We start from the raw sequence: 17,479 nt of genomic DNA, 5'->3' as shown, positions 1-17,479 counted from the left end.
CCTCACGCCTTCTTCACGAACTCCGACTTCAGATTCATCGCGCCGATGCCGTCGATCTTGCAGGCGATGTTGTGGCCGTCGCTGGCGTCCTGCAGGCGGATATTGCGCACCTTGGTGCCGCCCTTGACGACCGAGGACGAGCCCTTGATCTTGAGATCCTTGATCACGATGACGCTGTCGCCGTCGGCGAGCACATTGCCGTTGGCATCGCGCACGCCCGCATCCTGCGCCGCGTCCGCGACCGCCTCCGCCGCGCCGCTCCATTCATGGCCGCACTCCGGGCAGACCCAGAGATCGCGGTCCTGATAGGCGTGCTCGGAATTGCAGGTCGGGCATTTCATCGTGTCGGTCATGACGGGTCTTGTCTCGCGCGTTCGTTCGCGGCGCGACCGTAGAGGCGGGAACCGGGAAAGCAAGCAAAAGCTGCGAGCAGCGCGGGCTGGCCGCGCCTGCGGGTGCGATATCACCGGGCGATGCTTGCCGACGCTTTCAATGAGGCGACATCGCCGGCGCGCGTTGAGCTGCATCAACGGCACTGCGCGCGGGGATCGTATCGTGTCTTCAGGAATGACCGCCGGAGGCAGCGATGGACGACACACTCAGACGAAAAATCCAGACCTTGCTGGACCAGCACCGCACGATGCGGATCGCGACGCTTCGCGCCGATGGCTGGCCGCAAGTGACGACCGTCGGCTATGCCAACGAAGGTTTCACCATCTACTTCCTCTGCGGCCCCGACAGCCAGAAGGCACAGAACATCTCTCGCGACGACCGCGTGTCGCTGGCGATCGATGACGATCCGGCGCAAGTGATGGAGATCACCGGCCTGTCCATGGCGGCGCGGGCGGTGGCCGTGACCGATCCAGCCGAGGCCGAGAAGGCGATCGCGCTTCTGATGGCGCGCTATCCCGAGCAGAAGGCCATCGGCCTCCCCATGCCGAAGCCATCCGAGGTGCGGCTGATCCGTCTCACGCCGACGGTGATCTCGCTGCTCGATTATTCCAAGGGATTCGGCCACACCGATCTCGTGACGTGCTGAGGACGCGAGCTGCGAGCTGGCTTGACGCAGATCAAGCTGGCGTCGTGGTGCACATCTAAGCTGCTCCACGATTCAATGCCGTGAGGTCGGGCGATGTCGCACAATGTTCGAATCTCCATCGGCATCGCCGTCCTGATCGCGCTGTCGGTGCTGTTTCTCTTCAGCGTCGTTCACACCGCCGCCGGGGCGCCGAGGCCCGGCTCGCGCGCGGTCGCCGCAGGTCATCGCCTGGCGCAGGCGTGGTGCCAGTCGTGTCACGCGATCGAGCCGCACATGGCCGGCTTCTTCGACGAGGCACCGAGCTTCCAATCCATCGCCGACCGCAACGGCACCACCGCGCTCTCGCTCAAGGTGTTCTGGCGGACCAGTCACCAGACCATGCCGAATCTCGTGATCTCGCCGGAGCAGGCCGAGGTGCTATCGGCCTATATCCTGAGCCTGAAGCGCAATTGAGGGCCGGCCTAAGCAAGTGTTGCGAAAACAACCCCATGCACAGTAGCCATCCCCATGGAATTGCTCGGGGTTTTCCTGACTTCGGCAAAATCGAACAAGAGTTGACCCGTCGGGCAAAACAATGGCATGATGACATCGTGGGACGCGGTCGGGGGCGTCAGGTGCGGCACCATCCCGGATTACGCTTGCGCTCCATCCGGGCTACGCTCGCTTCGCAACTTGCGACGAGTTCCCTCATGAGCTTTCTCCTCAACATCGACGTTCCCGACGTGGCGAAAGCCACGACGTTCTACACCGAAGCCTTTGGCCTCTCGGTCGGCCGTCGCTTCGGCGCCGACTTCGTCGAGCTCAACGGCTGGCCCGCGCCGGTGTATCTCTTGACCAAGCAGGCCGGCACCATCGGCGCCGGCGGCGACCGCCGCCGTTATGAGCGGCACTGGACGCCGATGCATATCGACGTCGTCGTCGACGATGTCGACGCCGCTGTCGCGCGTGCGCTCGCTGCCGGGGCGATCCTGGAAGTGCCGGCGAGCGATGCGCCCTATGGGCGGATCGCGATGCTGGCCGATCCGTTCGGGCACGGTTTTTGTCTGTTGGCGTTCAGCGCGCAAGGGTATGACGCGTTGCTGGAAGGTGCGTAGCCTAATCCGGGCCGAGCGTGCTGAGCCACCCGGATTGCGCTTTGCTCCATCCGGGCTACGATCGCCTGCGGAAGGCTGCGCCGACATCGGAGCGACATGCCAAAGAAGCTGAAGACCTACCAGACCTCGCTCGGCTTCTACGATCAGGCGATCGCCGCGCCCTCGATGAAGGCGGCGCTTGCTGCCTGGGGCGCCAGCTCCAATCTGTTCCATCAGGGTGTCGCCAGGGAGACCGACGACCCTGATGTCGTCGCTGCAACCATGGCGAAGCCGGGCGTGGTGCTGAGGCGTCCGGTGGGTTCGAACGGCCCGTACACCGAGAGCGCTGAGCTGCCGACAGATCTCGGCGAGGACGAGGCCAAGCCCAAGCGCAAGTCCAAGAGCAAGGCCAAGAGCAAGCCGACGTCAAAGACGCGTCCCGCCAGGACGGCCCGGAATGCATCCCGCGAGATCGATGCTGCGGCCGCGCGCAAGGCCGCTGCAGCTTTCGAGAAGGAGGAGCGGCGGCGCGAGGCAGCGCGTGCCAAGGAGGAGGCCGCTCGCGCCAAGGAGCGTGCGCGGCGCGACAAGGCGGTTGCCGCGGCGGAAGCCGCACTCGACAAGGCAAGACGCGAGCACGACGCGAAGGCCGGGGCGATCGAAGCCGAGCGGGCCGCGCTCGAGGCGCGCGCCGAAGCGGAGCAGGAGCGCTGGGACAAGCAGAGGCAGAAGCTGGATCAGGCGCTGCGCCGCGCGCGCGAGTGAGGGGCAGGTGCCGACGTCCGGGAGTTCTGTTGCTCATCCAGACCACTCTTGCGTCATACTCGCCGTCATTGCGAGCGGAGCGAAGCAATCCAGGCTCCCTCCGCGGAAGGACTCTGGATTGCTTCGTCGCAAGTGCTCCTCGCAATGACGGGGAGAGGTCGGAGCGCCAAAGCGCACAGCGCTTATGTCCGCACCTCGCGCGAAATTTGCTTGCCTCGCCTGGCATCCTTTTGCACTCTTGAAGCGAAGGAGACCAACGCATGACCAAGATGACTGCCGCCTGCGCGCTCGGAACCGCCCTGGTGCTGAGCGGCCTTGCAACCTCGGACGCCGAAGCCCGGACGCGGAGAGCCGTCGTCGTTCGCGCGCCGCAAGAGCGGCTCGTCATCACGGCGCCGGTGCTGAGGCCGACGCCTTGGGATTACAACATCGTGCCACGCTATCGTTACCGCCCCGAGCACGACCGGGTCGATCCCTACGGACCGCCCTTGGTGCCGTCCTATGTGCGCTATGAGGGATGGCGCTGGCCGTATTGGTGGTGAAGGCCGACGGACGCCAAACTGATCGGCGCATGAGGGTGGGTGAGCTGAGCAGAGGCACGACGTGCACCTGCTCGTCATGATCACCACTCTCTATCGGCAGAGAAGCGAAAGGGGCGGGGCTGCGCCGCCCGTGCTCCTACGGCCGCTCCGGTCCTTGCCTCTGATAACCAGGGGTTGTACGCTGCACTGCAGAAAAGTGTAGTGTAAATGGATCGGCTGAAATGAGCGTGGTTGAGAGCGTGGCATCCGAGCAGCTTGCGGAGCCGAAGATGCCGCCGGGCGTGCTGACCGAAGGTCCGGTGGTCGAGGCCAAGTTTCGCGATTCCTACATCTCGTTCGCCATCATGGTCGGCGGCTCGGTCGCGGCGCTGGTCTGGGCCTTCTGGCAAGGCATCGGCTGGGTCGAGGTTTCGGTCTTCGCCGGCACGTTCATCATGTCCACGATCGGCATCGGCTTCATGCATCGCTACTTCGTGCACCGCAGCTTCCGCTGCGGTCCGGTGATGCGGACGATCTTCGCCGCGCTCGCGACCATGGCGGTGCAGGGCTCGATCCTGAAATGGGTGAGCAACCATCGGCGGCACCATCTGCACTCCGACCGGCCCGGCGACGTGCACAGCCCCTATTACGACGGCGGCGGCCATCCCTATACCAGTTTCGCCAAGGGCATGACGCATGCGCAAGGCGGCTGGGTGTGGGACCGCGAGACCACCGATGCCAGCTACTACGCCAAGGACATCCTGGCCGACCCGATCGCGATGTTCTTCACCAGGACGCGCTGGTACTGGTATGCGCTCTCGGCGCTGATCATTCCGGGCGCCATCGGCTATGCCTTCGGCGGCGCGCGCACGATGATCGGCTGCATCCTGTTCTCAGGCCTGTTCCGCAGCTACCTGATGACGATGGCGACCTCGCTGGTCAACTCGGTCTGCCACAGCGATGGCCGCTGGGGCTACCGCCGCTTCGAGACCCATGACGGCACGACGAACGAGCTGGTGACCACGCTGCTCACCTTTGGCGAAGGGCTGCACAACAACCATCACCGCTTTCCGCGCGATGCCTACATCTCGCACGCTTGGTACGAGGTGGACATCAACGGGTTGATCATTCTGGGATTGGGGAAGCTCGGGCTGGTGCATGATATTTTCGCGGCGGGCGGTGCCGGCCGCCAACGTGCGGCGGATGCAGGGCCGGGCGAGCCTGCGCCAGCCGCCGTCGGGAATGCCTTCGAGGGCGACGACCTTCGCGCCCCCGGAACATAATCGTGCCCGCCAATGGCGGGCGCGATGCGGATTTCCGCTGCGCAGGCGGTTCGCCGGACGTTGAGGTTGACGACAGTGCCGGTCGAACTCGTTGTCAGGTTCGCGCGTTCGAACAGGTGCACGGAAAAATTGAAGTTTGATGGCTCGCCGTCTCTGCGTGCAGAGTTGGCGATTGGGTAAAAGTGGCAAAGTGGAGACTGTCAAGAATACATAGAGGTAGAACGGCATTTATCCCCGTAATAAACCCAATGCTGCTTGGGGTTTTCAGCGCGTATTGGGAGGACAGTCATGGCAAGTGTCGAACAATTGCACAGACGGGACGGAGTGAACTTGGTCCAACTCGAAGCGGACATCACTTCGATCCGGTCGGGAAACTCCATTACTTCAGTTAATCTGCCTGATTACGTGGAGCACACCGCGGGCGTGTCGCGCGTCGGTGCGCTCAGTGCAGAAGCGGTCATTCGCGACTATGAGTCCGCTGCAAAAGAGATCGAGGCCATGGGCACCGAGTTGATCGACGCCGCGCAAAAATGCGAGGCGCTGACGGCCCAGGTTCATGATGCGATCGCCTTCATGCGAGAAACGGCGGCAGGCTACCGAGAAGAGGGACGCAAGATCTTCAAGCGTATCGAAGAATGCGCGCTGTTCACCGAAGACGTTCGCAAGACCTGCGAACAGGTCAAACGCAGAATGGCTCAAGTCTCGGTCGGCCCTTCCGATGAGGAGCTTGCGCCGCAAGAGCCCGAGCTGACGGGGATCGCGGCCAAGGTGACGATGAGCGAGATACGCTGAGGCGCACGCAGGGTCGGGCGTCAAATCCTTGCGGGATCACCAATCGGGATCGCCGTAATAATAAGGGTCGGCCATATAGCGCGGCGGCATCCAGCCGCCTCGCGGCGGCGGCCTCGTCCGCCGTGGCGCGGCGTCTGGTAGGTGCGCCCGGGCACGCGCAGCCGTGTCATTGTTGACCACGCTGCGCGCGACGGGCTTCGCAGGTGCAGAGGCGGATGACGCCGATGACGCGCTCAGTTGCGTTTGCAACGCCTGGACCTGCGCGGCGAGGCGCGCATTGTCCGCCGCGTCCTTCTCCTGCGCGGCCTTGAGCTGCTCGATGGTGGCGGCCTGGTCGCGCAGGGTCTGCTCGCTGCGGCTCTTCAACTGCTCGAGCTTGCCGTTGATGTTCGCAAGCTCGCTCGTGATGGCATTGAGCGATTGCGCGAGCTCGGACGATGACGGCTCGGCCGCCGTGGCGGCAGGCTTTGGCGCGCTTTCGGTGTCCTTGGGCCCCGGCGGCGCAGGCACCGGGCTCGGCTCATCCGCGGCCGCCAGCAGCACCGTTGCCGGCTGCGCCGGACTTTCCGCCGCGGACGCTTGCGGGGGCGCGCTCGCAGGTGGAGCCCATCGCGCCATGATGGACTTGCCGATCGATGTCGCCTCGTCGCTGTATTGCGATGCGACGGCGGCGCCGAGAAGGCCGATCGCCATCACGAGAATGGCCAAAGCGCGCATCATGGCCCTGTCTCCCCTCAGGCCCTGATTGCGTGGCTTGGTGTTTAGAGACTTGGCATCAGGCGCCGCCGCCTTGCTTGTGGATGTGGCGGCTGCCGTCGCGGCGGCGCTTGCGTGGAAGGTCCGCGGGGCTTCGCTGCTCCGTTCCATTCCGGAAACCAGCCGGTCCAGCCGCGCGAGGTCTTCCTCTGCGCTCTTGATCCGGTCGTAGGCCCGCGCCAGCCCACCCTCGGCGCGCGCCTCGTCCGGCTTGGACGCATCAGGCTTGGCGGTATCAGGCTTGGCGTTATCGGTCTTGCCGGTATCAGGCTTGGGGTCGTTCGTGTCAGGCATCGATGCGCTCTCCATCCGGTCGGGCGTCAATGGGAGGCAGTCCGATCAAGGATAGGTCTCGCTGCTATCAGACACAACGCGTGTGCAAAGGAGAAATTATGACGGGCGAGGGAGCGGGCGGCGTGAGCGCGTAGGATGGGTTGTCGCCGCGACTGCGCAAAGCGCATTTCGTAGGGTAGTCGAGCGGATCGAAGCGATCCCAGGGGCGTCCAGCCCCGCGGCGCCATGAGCGTTCGCTGACGGGAACGGGCGCTAGTCCATTCCGTTTCCTTTGAGGGGTTTGTCAGAGGAGGACAACATGAAAGCAATGATCATCGCGCTTTCGGCTGCCGTTGTCATGGCTACAGCCCCAGCCGTGTTTGCTCAGGGCGTATCGAGCAAGACGCCGGGTCATGAGATGCAGCAAATGGGTTCCAAGAAGGGCGAGCCGGGCGCTTCCAGCTACGCTCCGGGACACAAGAAGAAGCAGCACGCGAAGTCCTCGAAGAGAACCAGCCCCGGCGCGTCGAGCTACGCTCCAGGACGGACTACAGGGCAAACCACAGGTCAAACCACAGGCGCGGGCACCGGGTCGACCACCGGCACGAAGTCAGGATACTGAACTTCAGGCGGTCCTCAGGCGCCTAGGGTGGGTTAGCTCCGCGACGGCGCAAAGCGCAGGTCGCGTAGCATAACCCACCTCATTCATCTCGGCGCGCGGAGAGGTGGTGGGTTACGCCGGCGGACCGCGCTTCGCGCAACCGCCAGCTAATCCACCTTGCGTCCCGCGGCGCCGCAATGTGCACCCGTCGTCAGTGACGTATCGTGCGGATTTCGAGCGTGGTCTGGGTGAGCCTGGCCACGAACCCCTCAAGATGCATGACCCTTTGTCTGGTCAATTGTTCATGCAGCTCGGTGATCTTCTGGGATTCGGCGATAAACGAGTCGCACGCCTGTTTCGCGTACGCCATCTGAAGCTCAAAGGCCTCGACGGGTGAGCGCGCCATCGCGAGCTTTCCCAGGAAGCTCCAGGCTTGCTCAAGCGAGGTCCTCATGTAGTCGCTATAGGCGTCGGCAATCGCTTGCGTGCTGGCCTGGAAGGGTTCGACCGGTGCGACGGGCGGGCTTGCAGCTAGCTCCATCCCGGAAGCCTCGTCCGGCAAGGCCGCAGCCGAAGGTATCTCCGCACTGATGTGTCGGCTCGGCTCTTGCTCGGTCTCGTGCTTGGTCTCCGCCGAGGCATCCGGCGATTGATGCCCGGCACTTGCGCGTTGCTCGCCAGCCCCGGTCCGTTGCCCCGCCTTCTTCTTGCCGCCGCGCCGGCCGGATTTTCCCCTTGGCTTGTTGTCCACCGCACTCAACATTGCAAATGGCTCCTGAATATCGATGAAGCCGCGAGCCTCCGTCGCGTTTGCGCTGAAATCGCGATTGTGGGCTGTCGCTTGCGTGGCGGCCATGTGGTGAGATTTTGCCGCTGCATCGTCGACGCAGCCGGCAAGAAGCCGCCGATCCAGATAGCTGCGGGGTGGCCGCCTGTCCCGGGTATCGCTGCGGCGCGATGGCATCGGGTGCGGCAGCTCGGTTAACACATTGGTCATTTCTTTGCGGGCATTTTCACGACCTCAGTCAGCGAGGAGGCACCATGTCCGACATTACCATTCCCGGCGGCAAGATCCGTTCCTTCGTCGAGCGGATCGAAAACCTCGACAGCGAGATGCAGGAGTTGAGCGAACAGAAGAAGGAAGTCTTTGCGGAAGCCAAGGGCGAGGGTTTCGACGTGAAGATCCTCAAGGAGATCATCAAGCTGCGCAAGGAAGACAAGAGCGAGCGCGACGAGCGCGAAAGCCTGCTCGACCTCTACATGCGCGCGATGGAGACGGCCTCGCCGGAGCAGGCGAAGGCGGCGTGATCGATGAGGGAGAGATGGCCGCGATCCCTGGGATTGCGGCCGTCATGCGGTGGCAACAGCCCTAAGTAAAGCACCGTCATTCCGGGGCGCGCGAAGCGCGAACCCGGAATCCATCGCGCCACCTGTCATGCCGCCCGATGGATTCCGGGCTCGCGCCCAAGGGCGCGCCCCGGAACGACGGCGTCGGTCATCAATAGCGACCGCCGCTGCCCTTCTGCTGCGTGATCCAGTCCGACAATGATTTCGGTTTGGATTTCGCCATCCGGCCCGGTGATGCCTTCGGATTGTCGCGCACGCCTTTCGCCGAATTGCTGCGCGGTGCGTGCGTGGCGCTGACGCTTCTCAACGCCGCCATCGATGCCTCCGCCGCTTCCTTCTCGAGGCGCAACTGCTTCAATCGCGCCATCTTGATGCGCTCTGCCTCGACTTCGGGTCGCTCGGCGAGCTGCGGCTTGTGCTGAGCAAGCTCGGCCGTAACAAGGACACCCAGAATGGTCTGCTCGCCGAGCGCCTTGCAGGCCTCTAACCGATGCAGTCCCTCAACCAGAACGAGGCGGTCTCCGTCGCGCTGAACGGAAATGGGGGCCTGTTGTCCGATCTCCAGAATACTTTCCGCAATCTCCGCGACGGTCTCGGGCTTGATCGCTTTCCTCTGCTTCGTGGGAACGAAGATCTTCTCGATCGGGAAGCTTTCCGGTTTGGGCATAAGTTGACTCCGTTTCTGTCGGGCCCGTCGGAACCCATGCCGGTGGGATTAGGAGTTTAGGAGGGAAGAGGGCGACCGCAAGGGCAATTTCGGCGGTGGGGTTATTGATGAGCATCGAAGCCGGAACCGAGATGCGATCACGGAGGGCACTCAATCCGGAGCGCACGTGAAAGTCAGCGGAGGTCAGCTGATAGCGGAGGACCCTATTGGCGAAACGATAGGGATATATTCCACTATGAGCGAAACAGCAGCTCGTAGGATAGGCTGCAGTTGACGGCCTGAGTGGGCCGTCAACCAGCGGCCTTGTTCATATTCCAGAGTCTATCCTGAACGTTTTTTTCGAGTGAGATCATTATGTCTTTTGCTTCGGCAAGTGCGTCGACAGCCTTGCGAAGACGGGGACGAATCTCTTCCCGTTCATTGAGTTCGTATTCGATAAGTGCATCGTAGGTTAGCTTATCAAGTTGGACGAACTGAGACTTGATCGGTTCAGGGACGAATATGCCGTTCCTACGAAAATAAACGTGAAACTCGCGGCAGGCCTCTCTGGCTTCGGCAACTTTGTGCCAGGTGAGGGCCTTTCGATAATAATCAGTTTTCTTTTCTGTAAGACGAATTTCTTCCTTTTGCCATTTGGCCATAAAGCTGTCCTGGAGAAATTCGTCGAGCTGAGAGTCGCTAGTTCGATCAAGATCCGGATACTGCTGGAAAGCAGACGTGATAGCTGTAACTACCCCGTGGGAAGTAATGAGCTTGCCCCACGCTTCCGGGATCACATCAAATTCTTTCTGATGGAGTTTTACGGTACGGTCCATGAGCGCGTTGATCCTGTAACGCAGCTCTTCCAGTTCCTTCTCTTGAGCGTGCTTAAATGCCGCCAATCGTTCCTCGAACTTGGCGTTCATCCATTTTTCGCCGAAGAAGCGAAGCAACCCGTAGGCAACAACGGCAACCCCACCGCCGGCTCCTAAAACTAGGCCGACGAACGACAGGAGTGATCTTGCCGTATCCTCCATTGTTGCCTCTATGTCTCGCGAGAAGCAACGAGCCGCCCACGCGAGCGGCTCGTGCGTTGATAGACGCTACATCATCTTCGATGGCGGCTAGCTGCACCCCGTCGTGCTCCCGCACGTATCGCACTTCATGCACGTCCCATTCCGCACCAGCGTGAAGTTGCCGCACTCCGAGCACATCTCGCCCTCGTAGCCCTTGGCCTTGGCTTCCGCGCGGCGCTCGGCCTTGGTCGGAGCGGCGGTCGCGGCGGTGCCGGCCTTGCTCCACTGCAGCTGCTCAAGCTTCTCCGTCGGAGACAGATCGTGCTGGGCTTCCTGCTTCAGCGCGACGGCGCCTTCGATGGCGTCGCCGACGCGGGCGCTAGCGCCGTGGGCGGCCAGCGCGGTGACCCGGCTGCCGCCTGATGGCGCGCTGTCGTTGCCTTGGCTGACCGCGGCCGAGCCGCCGCGCATCACGACGAGGTTGTCCGTGCGCGAGCGGGTGAGGCCGCGCGAGACAAGCTTGGTCGCGTGCTGGCCGCCGTCCTCGTCCGGCTCCTTGCCTTCCTCGACGCCCTTGCCGAGCGCGTCAAAGCCCGTCTCATTGGGATCGACGTGGGCGAGATCGAAGCGCGAGAGATAGCTCACCGCGAGCTCGCGGAAGACGTAGTCCAGGATCGAGGTCGCGTACTTGATGCTGTCGTTGCCCTGCACGGGGCCCGCCGGCTCGAAGCGGGTGAAGGTGAAGGCGTCGACATATTCGTCGAGCGGCACGCCGTATTGCAGGCCGAGCGACACCGCGATGGCGAAGTTGTTGATGAAGGAGCGGAGCGCTGCGCCTTCCTTGTGCATGTCGATGAAGATCTCGCCGAGACGGCCGTCATCGTATTCGCCGGTGCGGAGATAGACTTTATGTCCGCCGACGACCGCCTTCTGGGTGTAGCCCTTGCGGCGATCCGGCATCTTCTCGCGCTCGCGCATCACGACGATGCGCTCGACCAGCTTCTCGACGACCTTTTCGGCCACATGCGCGGCGCGGGCCGCCATCGGCTTTTCATGCAGCAGCTCGACCGCATCGTCCTCGTCCTCATCGTCGCTGATGAGCTGCGAGTTGAGCGGCTGGGAGAGTTTTGAGCCGTCGCGATAGAGCGCGTTGGCCTTCAATGCGAGTTTCCACGACAGCATGTAGGCGGACTTGCAGTCCTCCACCGTGGCGTCGTTCGGCATGTTGATGGTCTTGGAGATCGCGCCCGAGATGAAGGGCTGCGCCGCCGCCATCATGCGGATGTGGCTCTCGACCGACAGATAGCGCTTGCCGATCTTGCCGCAGGGATTGGCGCAGTCGAACACCGGATAGTGCTCGGCCTTGAGGTGCGGGGCACCTTCCACCGTCATCGCGCCGCAGATGTGGACGTTGGCCGCCTCGATCTCGCGCTTGGTGAAGCCGACGGCCTGGAGCAGGTCGAAGCCGGGGGCTGCGATCGCCTCGGCGCCGATGCCGAGCTGGTCGCGGATGAAATCCTCGCCAAAGGTCCACTTGTTGAAGGCGAACTTGATGTCGAAGGCGGTCGGCAGGGCCTTCTCGACCTTGGCGATGGCTTCATCGGTGAAACCCTTGGCCTTCAGCGTGGTGACGTTGATGCCGGGGGCGTTCGCCAGCGAGCCGTGGCCGACGGCGTAGGCCTCGATTTCCGCAATCTCGCTCTCGCGATAGCCGAGCGCACGCAGCGCGGCCGGCACGGCGCGGTTGATGATCTTGAAGTAGCCGCCGCCGGCGAGCTTCTTGAACTTGACGAGCGCGAAGTCCGGCTCGATGCCGGTGGTGTCGCAATCCATGACGAGGCCGATCGTGCCGGTCGGCGCGATGACAGTGGTCTGGGCGTTGCGATAGCCGTGCTTCTCGCCGAGCTCGAGCGCTGCATCCCAGGCTGCCTGGGCATGGCTGACGAGGTCTGCTTGCGGGCAGGAGACGAGGTCGAGCGGCACCGGGTTGACGCTGAGCGCTTCATAGCCGTTGGACTGGCCATGCGCGGCGCGGCGGTGGTTGCGGATCACGCGCAGCATGTGCGCGGCGTTCTTCTTGTAGCCGGGGAAGGTGCCCAGTTCAGCAGCGATCTCGGCCGAGGTTTTGTAGGTGATGCCGGTCATGACTGCAGTGAGGGCGCCGCAGAGCGCGCGGCCTTCCTTGCTGTCATAGGGCAGGCCCATGGTCATCAGCAGGCCGCCGATATTGGCGTAGCCGAGGCCGAGCGTGCGGAACTCGTAGGAGAGCTCGGCGATCGCCTTCGACGGGAACTGCGCCATCATCACGGAGATTTCCAGCACGATGGTCCAGAGCCGGCACAGATGCTCATAGCCCTCGACGTCGAAGCGCTTGGTGTCGGTGTTGTAGAACGTCAGCAGGTTCGCCGAGGCGAGGTTGCAGGCCGTGTCGTCCAGGAACATGTATTCCGAGCACGGATTCGACGCGCGGATGTCGCCGGACGCCTTGCAGGTATGCCAGTCGTTCATCGTGGTGTTGAAGTGCAGGCCGGGATCGGCCGAGGCCCAGGCGGCGTAGCCGATCTTCTCCCAGAGGTCGCGCGCCTTCAGCGTCTTCGTCACCTTCTTCGAGGTGCGGGCGTTGAGATTCCAGTCGCCGTCGGTCTCGACCGCGCGCAGGAAGTCGTCCTTCAGCGAGACCGAGTTGTTGGAGTTCTGGCCTGAAACGGTGAGATAGGCTTCGCTATCCCAGTCGGTGTCGTAGGTGTCGAACTGGATGTCCTTGTAGCCTTGCTTGGCGAACTGGATGACGCGCTTGATGTAATTGTCGGGCACGAGGCTGCGGCGCGCGAGCTTGATCTCGCGGCGGAGGGCAGGGTTCTTCTCGGGGTCGAAGCAATCGTCGCCCGAACCTTCGCAGTTGACGCAGGCCTTCAGCACCGCCTTGAGGTGCTTCTGGTTGATCTTGGATCCCGTGACGAGGGCGGCGACCTTCTGCTCCTCCTTCACCTTCCAGTCGATATAGGTCTCGATGTCGGGGTGATCGACATCGACGACGACCATCTTGGCCGCGCGGCGCGTGGTGCCGCCCGACTTGATCGCGCCGGCGGCGCGGTCGCCGATCTTGAGGAAGCTCATCAGGCCCGAGGAGCGGCCGCCGCCGGAGAGCTTTTCGCCCTCGCCGCGCAGGCGCGAGAAGTTGGAGCCGGTGCCGGAGCCGTACTTGAACAGGCGGGCTTCGCGGACCCAGAGGTCCATGATGCCGCCCTCGTTGACGAGGTCGTCGCCCACGCCCTGGATGAAGCAGGCATGCGGCTGCGGATGCTCGTACGCCGACTTGGACTTGGTCAGCTTGCCCGTGAAGGGGTCGACGTAATAATGGCCCTGGCCGGGGCCGTCGATGCCATAGGCCCAGTGCAGGCCGGTGTTGAACCATTGCGGCGAGTTCGGCGCGACCATCTGCATGGCGAGCATGTAGCGGAGCTCGTCATAGAAGGCCTGGGCGTCGTCGTCGCTGGTAAAATAGCCGCCCTTCCAGCCCCAATAGGTCCAGCAGCCGGCGAGGCGGTCGAACACCTGCTTGGCCGAGAGCTCGCTGACATAGCGCTCCTTCTCGGGCAGCGCATTGAGCGCGTCGGTGTCGGGCACGGAGCGCCACAGGAAGGAGGGGACGGATTCCTCCTCTATCCTCTTCAGGCGCGCGGCAACGCCGGCTTTGCGGAAATATTTCTGGGCCAGCACGTCGGAGGCGACCTGCGACCACTCGCTCGGCACCTCGACGTTATCAAGCTTGAACACGACCGAGCCGTCTGGATTGCGAATCTCCGACGTGGTCAGGCGGAATTCTATACCCGCATAAGGTGACTGTCCCGAAGTGGTGTGGCGCCGCTCAATCCGCATGGTCTTGCCCCGTCCTTTTCTTTGACCGGTCCCGCCCCTCGTTGAGGGCGTGCCGGGTCGTCATTGCATCTCGCGTTGCCTTCGGCCGTTCGGCCTTTGAGCACCGCAGTTCAGCCGGTGGATCCGGCCCTGTTTTTTCCCGGCGCGAGCTCGATGCGTCGCATCGATCATCCCGCCGGCATGTCCACACCCATCCGCCCCCAAGGGGATGTGCGCGACATGCGTTCAACGCCCCACAACGTCACTTCGTCATCGATGCCATCCGAGCCTGTTGTCGGCCCGTTCTGGCGCCCCGAAGAGCCTGCATTCCGAGGGCAGACAAGCCCTCATCCGCAGCCTTTGGCCGGCTGGCGGAGCTGAAATTTGCGAGACCCTTTGGGGGAGTGCCGGCGGGACGCAAACTCACTCGCGCCGAACGGACCGAAAGCTAGGACTCTCCGCTGCGCCCGTCAAGAACTAGTGCGAGTTCCTGAATCAAATACTAAATATGGTGGATTGCGGGGGATAACAGGGGTCTTCGCCGCGCCTGTCGTGGACCCAAGTATCAGTGAGTCCTCAGGGATTCCCAACTGAAAAAATTTGCATGCCGTGATGACGCGGGGCCTTCATCCCGCTGTTCACAGGGCAGGTATATTTTTGAGCAATGGGATTGCGTCAGCAGGACTCACGTAGCCCTACGGACGGTGAGGGCAGGCATGCCCGCCAAAGCGGTGGTGGGACCCGCGAATCCGGGCCAAGGTGACCGCCCGATTTGCCGGACTAGCCGACATGCTTGATTCGACGACGCCGGGCGTGCGGCCGCGCATCGCCCCGGCCGGCCTGATGTTCCTTGCGATCACCTCGATCGGCTGGGGCTTCAACTGGCCGGTGACGAAATTCCTACTTGCCGAGCTGCCGCCTCTGACACTGCGCGGGGTCACCGGTGTGCTCGGCGCACTGCTGCTGGCGCTGCTTGCGGTGATCCGGCGGCAAAGCCTATACGTGGAGGGCGCGATCTGGCCGCGCCTGCTCACCTCGGCCGCGCTCAACGTCACCTGCTGGATGGTGCTGATGGGGCTGGCACTGCTCTGGCTGCCGGCGAGCGAGGCGGCGCTGATCGCCTATACGATGCCGGTCTGGGCCTCGATCCTCGCCTGGCCGGTCCTGGGCGAGCGGCCGACGGTCTTGCGCACGCTTGGGCTGGTGCTGGCTTTCGCAGGGCTTGCCTCGATCATGGGGGGCAACGGCCTTGCCGCCAGCACGGAAAAGCTGCCGGGCATCATCATGGTGCTGGTCGGTGCGTTCGGCTTTGCCCTCGGCACCGTGCTCTCAAAGAAGTACCCGATTCACCTGCCGCCGCTCGCGGCGGCAGCCTGGCAGATCGGGATCGGCTGCCTGCCGATCTCGATCGTCGGCCTCCTGATCGAGACGACGCATTTGTCGCATGTGACGCCGCTCGGCTGGTGGCTGTTGGTCTATTCGGTCGTCGGGCAGTTCTGCATCGCCTATGTCAGCTGGTTCGCAGCACTGGCGCGCCTGCCGGCCTCGGTCGCCGCGATCGGCACCATGGCGGTGCCGGTGATCGGCGTCGTGGCCTCGGCGGTCGCGCTTGGCGAGCCGCTCGGGGCAGGGCAGATCGCGGGGCTGGTGTTTACGCTGGCCGCGGTGGTGCTGGCGACACGGGGGTAGCCGTCCGGACGCCGGGTTATCAGTGGTCCTGAGCCTCTTTCTCTCGCCTCCGTTGTGCCAAGCCCGGCAGTTTCGACGGAAGGTCAGCAGGTGCGACGGCAAAGACCTCGAGAGCCTGGTCGTAGCCTTTGATGGTCCGCTGTCCGAGCGATGCCATCGGGACGCTATCCCTTACCCTTCCAGCGATCGTGGGATCAGCCAGGATCTGCGCGTCCTTTGCGAGATTACAGAGCCGCGACGCCAAATTCACCACGGCTCCCATCGCCGTGTAATCCAGCCGACCGTTGTAACCGACCGTTCCTACCGTTGCCGGTCCCATGGCAACGCCCACACCAAAGCCGATCGCGTGGCCGGCGTCACACCATTTGCCGGCAAGGGCCTGAACCGTCATTTGCAGGTCGATCGCGAGGCGGACCGCTTGAGTTGCCGGCTGTTCGCATGCGATCGGGGCATTGACCAGCAGCATGACTCCGTCGCCATCAAAGCCGATGAGCGTTGCCTCGTGACGAGTCGTCACGGCGCCGACGGCCTCGTAGTACTCTCGCATGACGGCCATGATGACATCGGGTTCATTGCGAGTGGAGAACGCCGTGAAGCCGCGCAAGTCGCCAAAAATGACAGCCACTTCACGTCGCTGCCCTTCGAGCAGTTCGTGAGAATGTTCGACCAATTCGGCGACCTGTGATGGCAGGAACTGCTTCAGCCGTTCGATCCGCGCAGATTTCTGCTGCGAGATCGCCAGTTCAGAAGCCATCTCATTGAAGCGCAACGCCAGCTGCTGCAACTCGTCACCGCTGAAGATTTTGATACGATGCTCGAATTGTCCGGTTCTGATCCGCTCCACGCCCTCTTCCAGTTGCTTGATCGGACCGGACATTCTGTGCGCGCGCCAATAGGCGAGCGCCAGCGCGACAAGAACACCAAAGGCAATGAGAATTGACGAGCGCCACAAGGCCGCCCGAATTGATGCAAAGGCTTCCGCGGTTGGCTGCATCGCGATCACCGTCCATCCCACATCGGCGGCCTGAACGGATAGCGCCACCACCGGGTTGCCTCGCTCCCCGGTTATCACCGCCGCTCCGCTTGCCGCGCCAACGAGATGCTTGATCCGGCCAAAACTGCCGGAGCTGGCGCGGCCGCGCAGAACCCGGCTGATATCGGGATGTGCGATCAGATGACCGGAATCATCGACGACAATGGCGTAGCCGGTCTCGCCGATTCTAATGGCTGCGATGACATCCCAGATCAGCTTCAGATTGACCTCGGCGATCGCAACCCCTGCGGCCGGCAGGCTCCCGGCAACCGCGATCCTCATATAGGGCTCTGAATCTTGCTGGTACTGAACCGGTCCGTACCAGACTTTGTTGCCGCGTGCGCCCAGAACAGCGGGATCCGCAGACATATCGATGCCGCGCCCGGTCCTGTTCAGAAGCAGCCTGGAAACAAAGACCCGTTCGGTGCCGGTCTCATCCAGAAGCGAAACCGAAACGATTGCAGGCACCTGCTGGAGGAGACGCAAGGCATCGATCTTATGTTGCGCATCGTCTCCGGCAGACCAGGGAAGCTGCACCATCCAACCCAGCTGATCTCGCATGCCATCGGTGAACGCCTCGATCCTGTCGGACGCCGCGCGAGCATCGGCCTGCAGCACCGCGCTGATCTGGCGACGCTGGTCTCGGTAACCGAAAGAAGCCTCGACGGCCGCGCCGAGTATCAGAGGCACGACCGCAGCGACAAACAACGTCGCGAAGTACTTGCAGAACAGCGAGCGACGCGGAGGCATCGTACACGAAGAGGGCTGCGCAGCACCGTCCTTCATA

The 17,479-nt window shown here is 63.2% G+C and carries 17 protein-coding genes; 10 read left to right on the top strand and 7 right to left on the bottom strand.

The window, feature by feature from the left end; translation table 11 throughout:
* Positions 1-2 precede the first annotated feature (2 nt).
* Positions 3-353, bottom strand: a complete 351-nt coding sequence (locus ACTEK7_RS04540) for a zinc ribbon domain-containing protein YjdM (protein WP_225133099.1) — start codon at positions 351-353, stop codon at positions 3-5.
* A gap of 233 nt (positions 354-586) precedes the next feature.
* Between ACTEK7_RS04540 and ACTEK7_RS04535 the strand changes: the two genes are divergently transcribed.
* The 7 genes from ACTEK7_RS04535 to ACTEK7_RS04505 all read left to right on the top strand — a co-directional run bounded on the left by ACTEK7_RS04535 (position 587) and on the right by ACTEK7_RS04505 (position 5,473).
* A complete protein-coding gene (locus ACTEK7_RS04535; protein ID WP_225133100.1) occupies positions 587-1,039 on the top strand; it encodes a pyridoxamine 5'-phosphate oxidase family protein in 453 nt (150 codons plus the stop codon).
* A gap of 93 nt (positions 1,040-1,132) precedes the next feature.
* Positions 1,133-1,492 carry a c-type cytochrome gene (locus ACTEK7_RS04530; RefSeq protein WP_225133101.1) on the top strand — a complete coding sequence of 120 codons (360 nt, stop codon included), beginning with the start codon at positions 1,133-1,135 and terminating at the stop codon, positions 1,490-1,492.
* A 236-nt stretch (positions 1,493-1,728) separates the two neighbouring features.
* Positions 1,729-2,133: a VOC family protein gene (locus ACTEK7_RS04525; protein ID WP_057029035.1), complete on the top strand. Its 405-nt coding sequence runs from the start codon at positions 1,729-1,731 to the stop codon at positions 2,131-2,133.
* A gap of 96 nt (positions 2,134-2,229) precedes the next feature.
* A complete protein-coding gene (locus ACTEK7_RS04520) occupies positions 2,230-2,877 on the top strand; it encodes a cell envelope biogenesis protein TolA (RefSeq protein ID WP_225133103.1) in 648 nt (215 codons plus the stop codon).
* 260 nt (positions 2,878-3,137) lie between these two features.
* Entirely contained in the window at positions 3,138-3,419 is a 282-nt protein-coding gene (locus tag ACTEK7_RS04515; RefSeq protein ID WP_109143935.1) for a hypothetical protein, read from the top strand.
* A 221-nt stretch (positions 3,420-3,640) separates the two neighbouring features.
* A complete protein-coding gene (locus tag ACTEK7_RS04510; RefSeq protein ID WP_225146711.1) occupies positions 3,641-4,681 on the top strand; it encodes an acyl-CoA desaturase in 1,041 nt (346 codons plus the stop codon).
* A gap of 288 nt (positions 4,682-4,969) precedes the next feature.
* Positions 4,970-5,473, top strand: coding sequence for a hypothetical protein (locus ACTEK7_RS04505; protein WP_225146712.1), 504 nt, complete (start codon positions 4,970-4,972; stop codon positions 5,471-5,473).
* 36 nt (positions 5,474-5,509) lie between these two features.
* On the opposite strand, the gene ACTEK7_RS04500 is transcribed toward ACTEK7_RS04505, so the two are convergent.
* Positions 5,510-6,523, bottom strand: coding sequence for a hypothetical protein (locus ACTEK7_RS04500; protein ID WP_225146713.1), 1,014 nt, complete (start codon positions 6,521-6,523; stop codon positions 5,510-5,512).
* Positions 6,524-6,821: 298 nt separating this feature from the next.
* On the opposite strand from ACTEK7_RS04500, the gene ACTEK7_RS04495 reads away from it, so the two are divergent.
* Complete coding sequence (locus ACTEK7_RS04495; RefSeq protein WP_225113958.1) at positions 6,822-7,124, top strand: hypothetical protein; 303 nt, start codon at positions 6,822-6,824, stop codon at positions 7,122-7,124.
* 190 nt (positions 7,125-7,314) lie between these two features.
* On the opposite strand, the gene ACTEK7_RS04490 is transcribed toward ACTEK7_RS04495, so the two are convergent.
* Entirely contained in the window at positions 7,315-8,100 is a 786-nt protein-coding gene (locus ACTEK7_RS04490; protein ID WP_225146714.1) for a phasin family protein, read from the bottom strand.
* A 44-nt stretch (positions 8,101-8,144) separates the two neighbouring features.
* Here ACTEK7_RS04490 and ACTEK7_RS04485 point away from each other — a divergent pair, with 44 nt between their 5' ends.
* Positions 8,145-8,411, top strand: coding sequence for a DUF2312 domain-containing protein (locus tag ACTEK7_RS04485; protein ID WP_225146715.1), 267 nt, complete (start codon positions 8,145-8,147; stop codon positions 8,409-8,411).
* A gap of 190 nt (positions 8,412-8,601) precedes the next feature.
* Here ACTEK7_RS04485 and ACTEK7_RS04480 read toward each other — a convergent pair whose 3' ends face one another.
* The 3 genes from ACTEK7_RS04480 to ACTEK7_RS04470 form a co-directional block, all read right to left on the bottom strand.
* Positions 8,602-9,117 (bottom strand): ParB N-terminal domain-containing protein, encoded by a 516-nt coding sequence (locus tag ACTEK7_RS04480; RefSeq protein WP_225146716.1) that lies wholly within the window; start codon positions 9,115-9,117, stop codon positions 8,602-8,604.
* A 290-nt stretch (positions 9,118-9,407) separates the two neighbouring features.
* Positions 9,408-10,133, bottom strand: coding sequence for a hypothetical protein (locus tag ACTEK7_RS04475; protein ID WP_225146717.1), 726 nt, complete (start codon positions 10,131-10,133; stop codon positions 9,408-9,410).
* Positions 10,134-10,220: 87 nt separating this feature from the next.
* Positions 10,221-13,991, bottom strand: coding sequence for a vitamin B12-dependent ribonucleotide reductase (locus ACTEK7_RS04470; RefSeq protein ID WP_225146718.1), 3,771 nt, complete (start codon positions 13,989-13,991; stop codon positions 10,221-10,223).
* A gap of 768 nt (positions 13,992-14,759) precedes the next feature.
* Here ACTEK7_RS04470 and ACTEK7_RS04465 point away from each other — a divergent pair.
* On the top strand, positions 14,760-15,659 hold the full coding sequence (locus tag ACTEK7_RS04465) for a DMT family transporter (RefSeq protein WP_057029046.1): 900 nt from the start codon (positions 14,760-14,762) through the stop codon (positions 15,657-15,659).
* A gap of 19 nt (positions 15,660-15,678) precedes the next feature.
* On the opposite strand, the gene ACTEK7_RS04460 is transcribed toward ACTEK7_RS04465, so the two are convergent.
* Complete coding sequence (locus ACTEK7_RS04460; RefSeq protein WP_225146719.1) at positions 15,679-17,478, bottom strand: cache domain-containing protein; 1,800 nt, start codon at positions 17,476-17,478, stop codon at positions 15,679-15,681.
* Between the last annotated feature and the right edge of the window lies 1 nt (position 17,479).

The sequence above is a fragment of the Bradyrhizobium sp. JHI2711 genome (assembly GCF_056156565.1).
Note: the sequence above shows the minus strand (reverse complement) of the source record. Positions and strands in the feature narration are given on the sequence as shown.

Coding starts and splice junctions, on each gene's coding strand:
- ACTEK7_RS04540 (WP_225133099.1), bottom strand. CDS start 353: ATGACCGACACGATGAAATGCCCGACCTGCAATTCCGAGCACGCCTAT.
- ACTEK7_RS04535 (WP_225133100.1), top strand. CDS start 587: ATGGACGACACACTCAGACGAAAAATCCAGACCTTGCTGGACCAGCAC.
- ACTEK7_RS04530 (WP_225133101.1), top strand. CDS start 1,133: ATGTCGCACAATGTTCGAATCTCCATCGGCATCGCCGTCCTGATCGCG.
- ACTEK7_RS04525 (WP_057029035.1), top strand. CDS start 1,729: ATGAGCTTTCTCCTCAACATCGACGTTCCCGACGTGGCGAAAGCCACG.
- ACTEK7_RS04520 (WP_225133103.1), top strand. CDS start 2,230: ATGCCAAAGAAGCTGAAGACCTACCAGACCTCGCTCGGCTTCTACGAT.
- ACTEK7_RS04515 (WP_109143935.1), top strand. CDS start 3,138: ATGACCAAGATGACTGCCGCCTGCGCGCTCGGAACCGCCCTGGTGCTG.
- ACTEK7_RS04510 (WP_225146711.1), top strand. CDS start 3,641: ATGAGCGTGGTTGAGAGCGTGGCATCCGAGCAGCTTGCGGAGCCGAAG.
- ACTEK7_RS04505 (WP_225146712.1), top strand. CDS start 4,970: ATGGCAAGTGTCGAACAATTGCACAGACGGGACGGAGTGAACTTGGTC.
- ACTEK7_RS04500 (WP_225146713.1), bottom strand. CDS start 6,523: ATGCCTGACACGAACGACCCCAAGCCTGATACCGGCAAGACCGATAAC.
- ACTEK7_RS04495 (WP_225113958.1), top strand. CDS start 6,822: ATGAAAGCAATGATCATCGCGCTTTCGGCTGCCGTTGTCATGGCTACA.
- ACTEK7_RS04490 (WP_225146714.1), bottom strand. CDS start 8,100: ATGACCAATGTGTTAACCGAGCTGCCGCACCCGATGCCATCGCGCCGC.
- ACTEK7_RS04485 (WP_225146715.1), top strand. CDS start 8,145: ATGTCCGACATTACCATTCCCGGCGGCAAGATCCGTTCCTTCGTCGAG.
- ACTEK7_RS04480 (WP_225146716.1), bottom strand. CDS start 9,117: ATGCCCAAACCGGAAAGCTTCCCGATCGAGAAGATCTTCGTTCCCACG.
- ACTEK7_RS04475 (WP_225146717.1), bottom strand. CDS start 10,133: ATGGAGGATACGGCAAGATCACTCCTGTCGTTCGTCGGCCTAGTTTTA.
- ACTEK7_RS04470 (WP_225146718.1), bottom strand. CDS start 13,991: ATGCGGATTGAGCGGCGCCACACCACTTCGGGACAGTCACCTTATGCG.
- ACTEK7_RS04465 (WP_057029046.1), top strand. CDS start 14,760: ATGCTTGATTCGACGACGCCGGGCGTGCGGCCGCGCATCGCCCCGGCC.
- ACTEK7_RS04460 (WP_225146719.1), bottom strand. CDS start 17,478: ATGAAGGACGGTGCTGCGCAGCCCTCTTCGTGTACGATGCCTCCGCGT.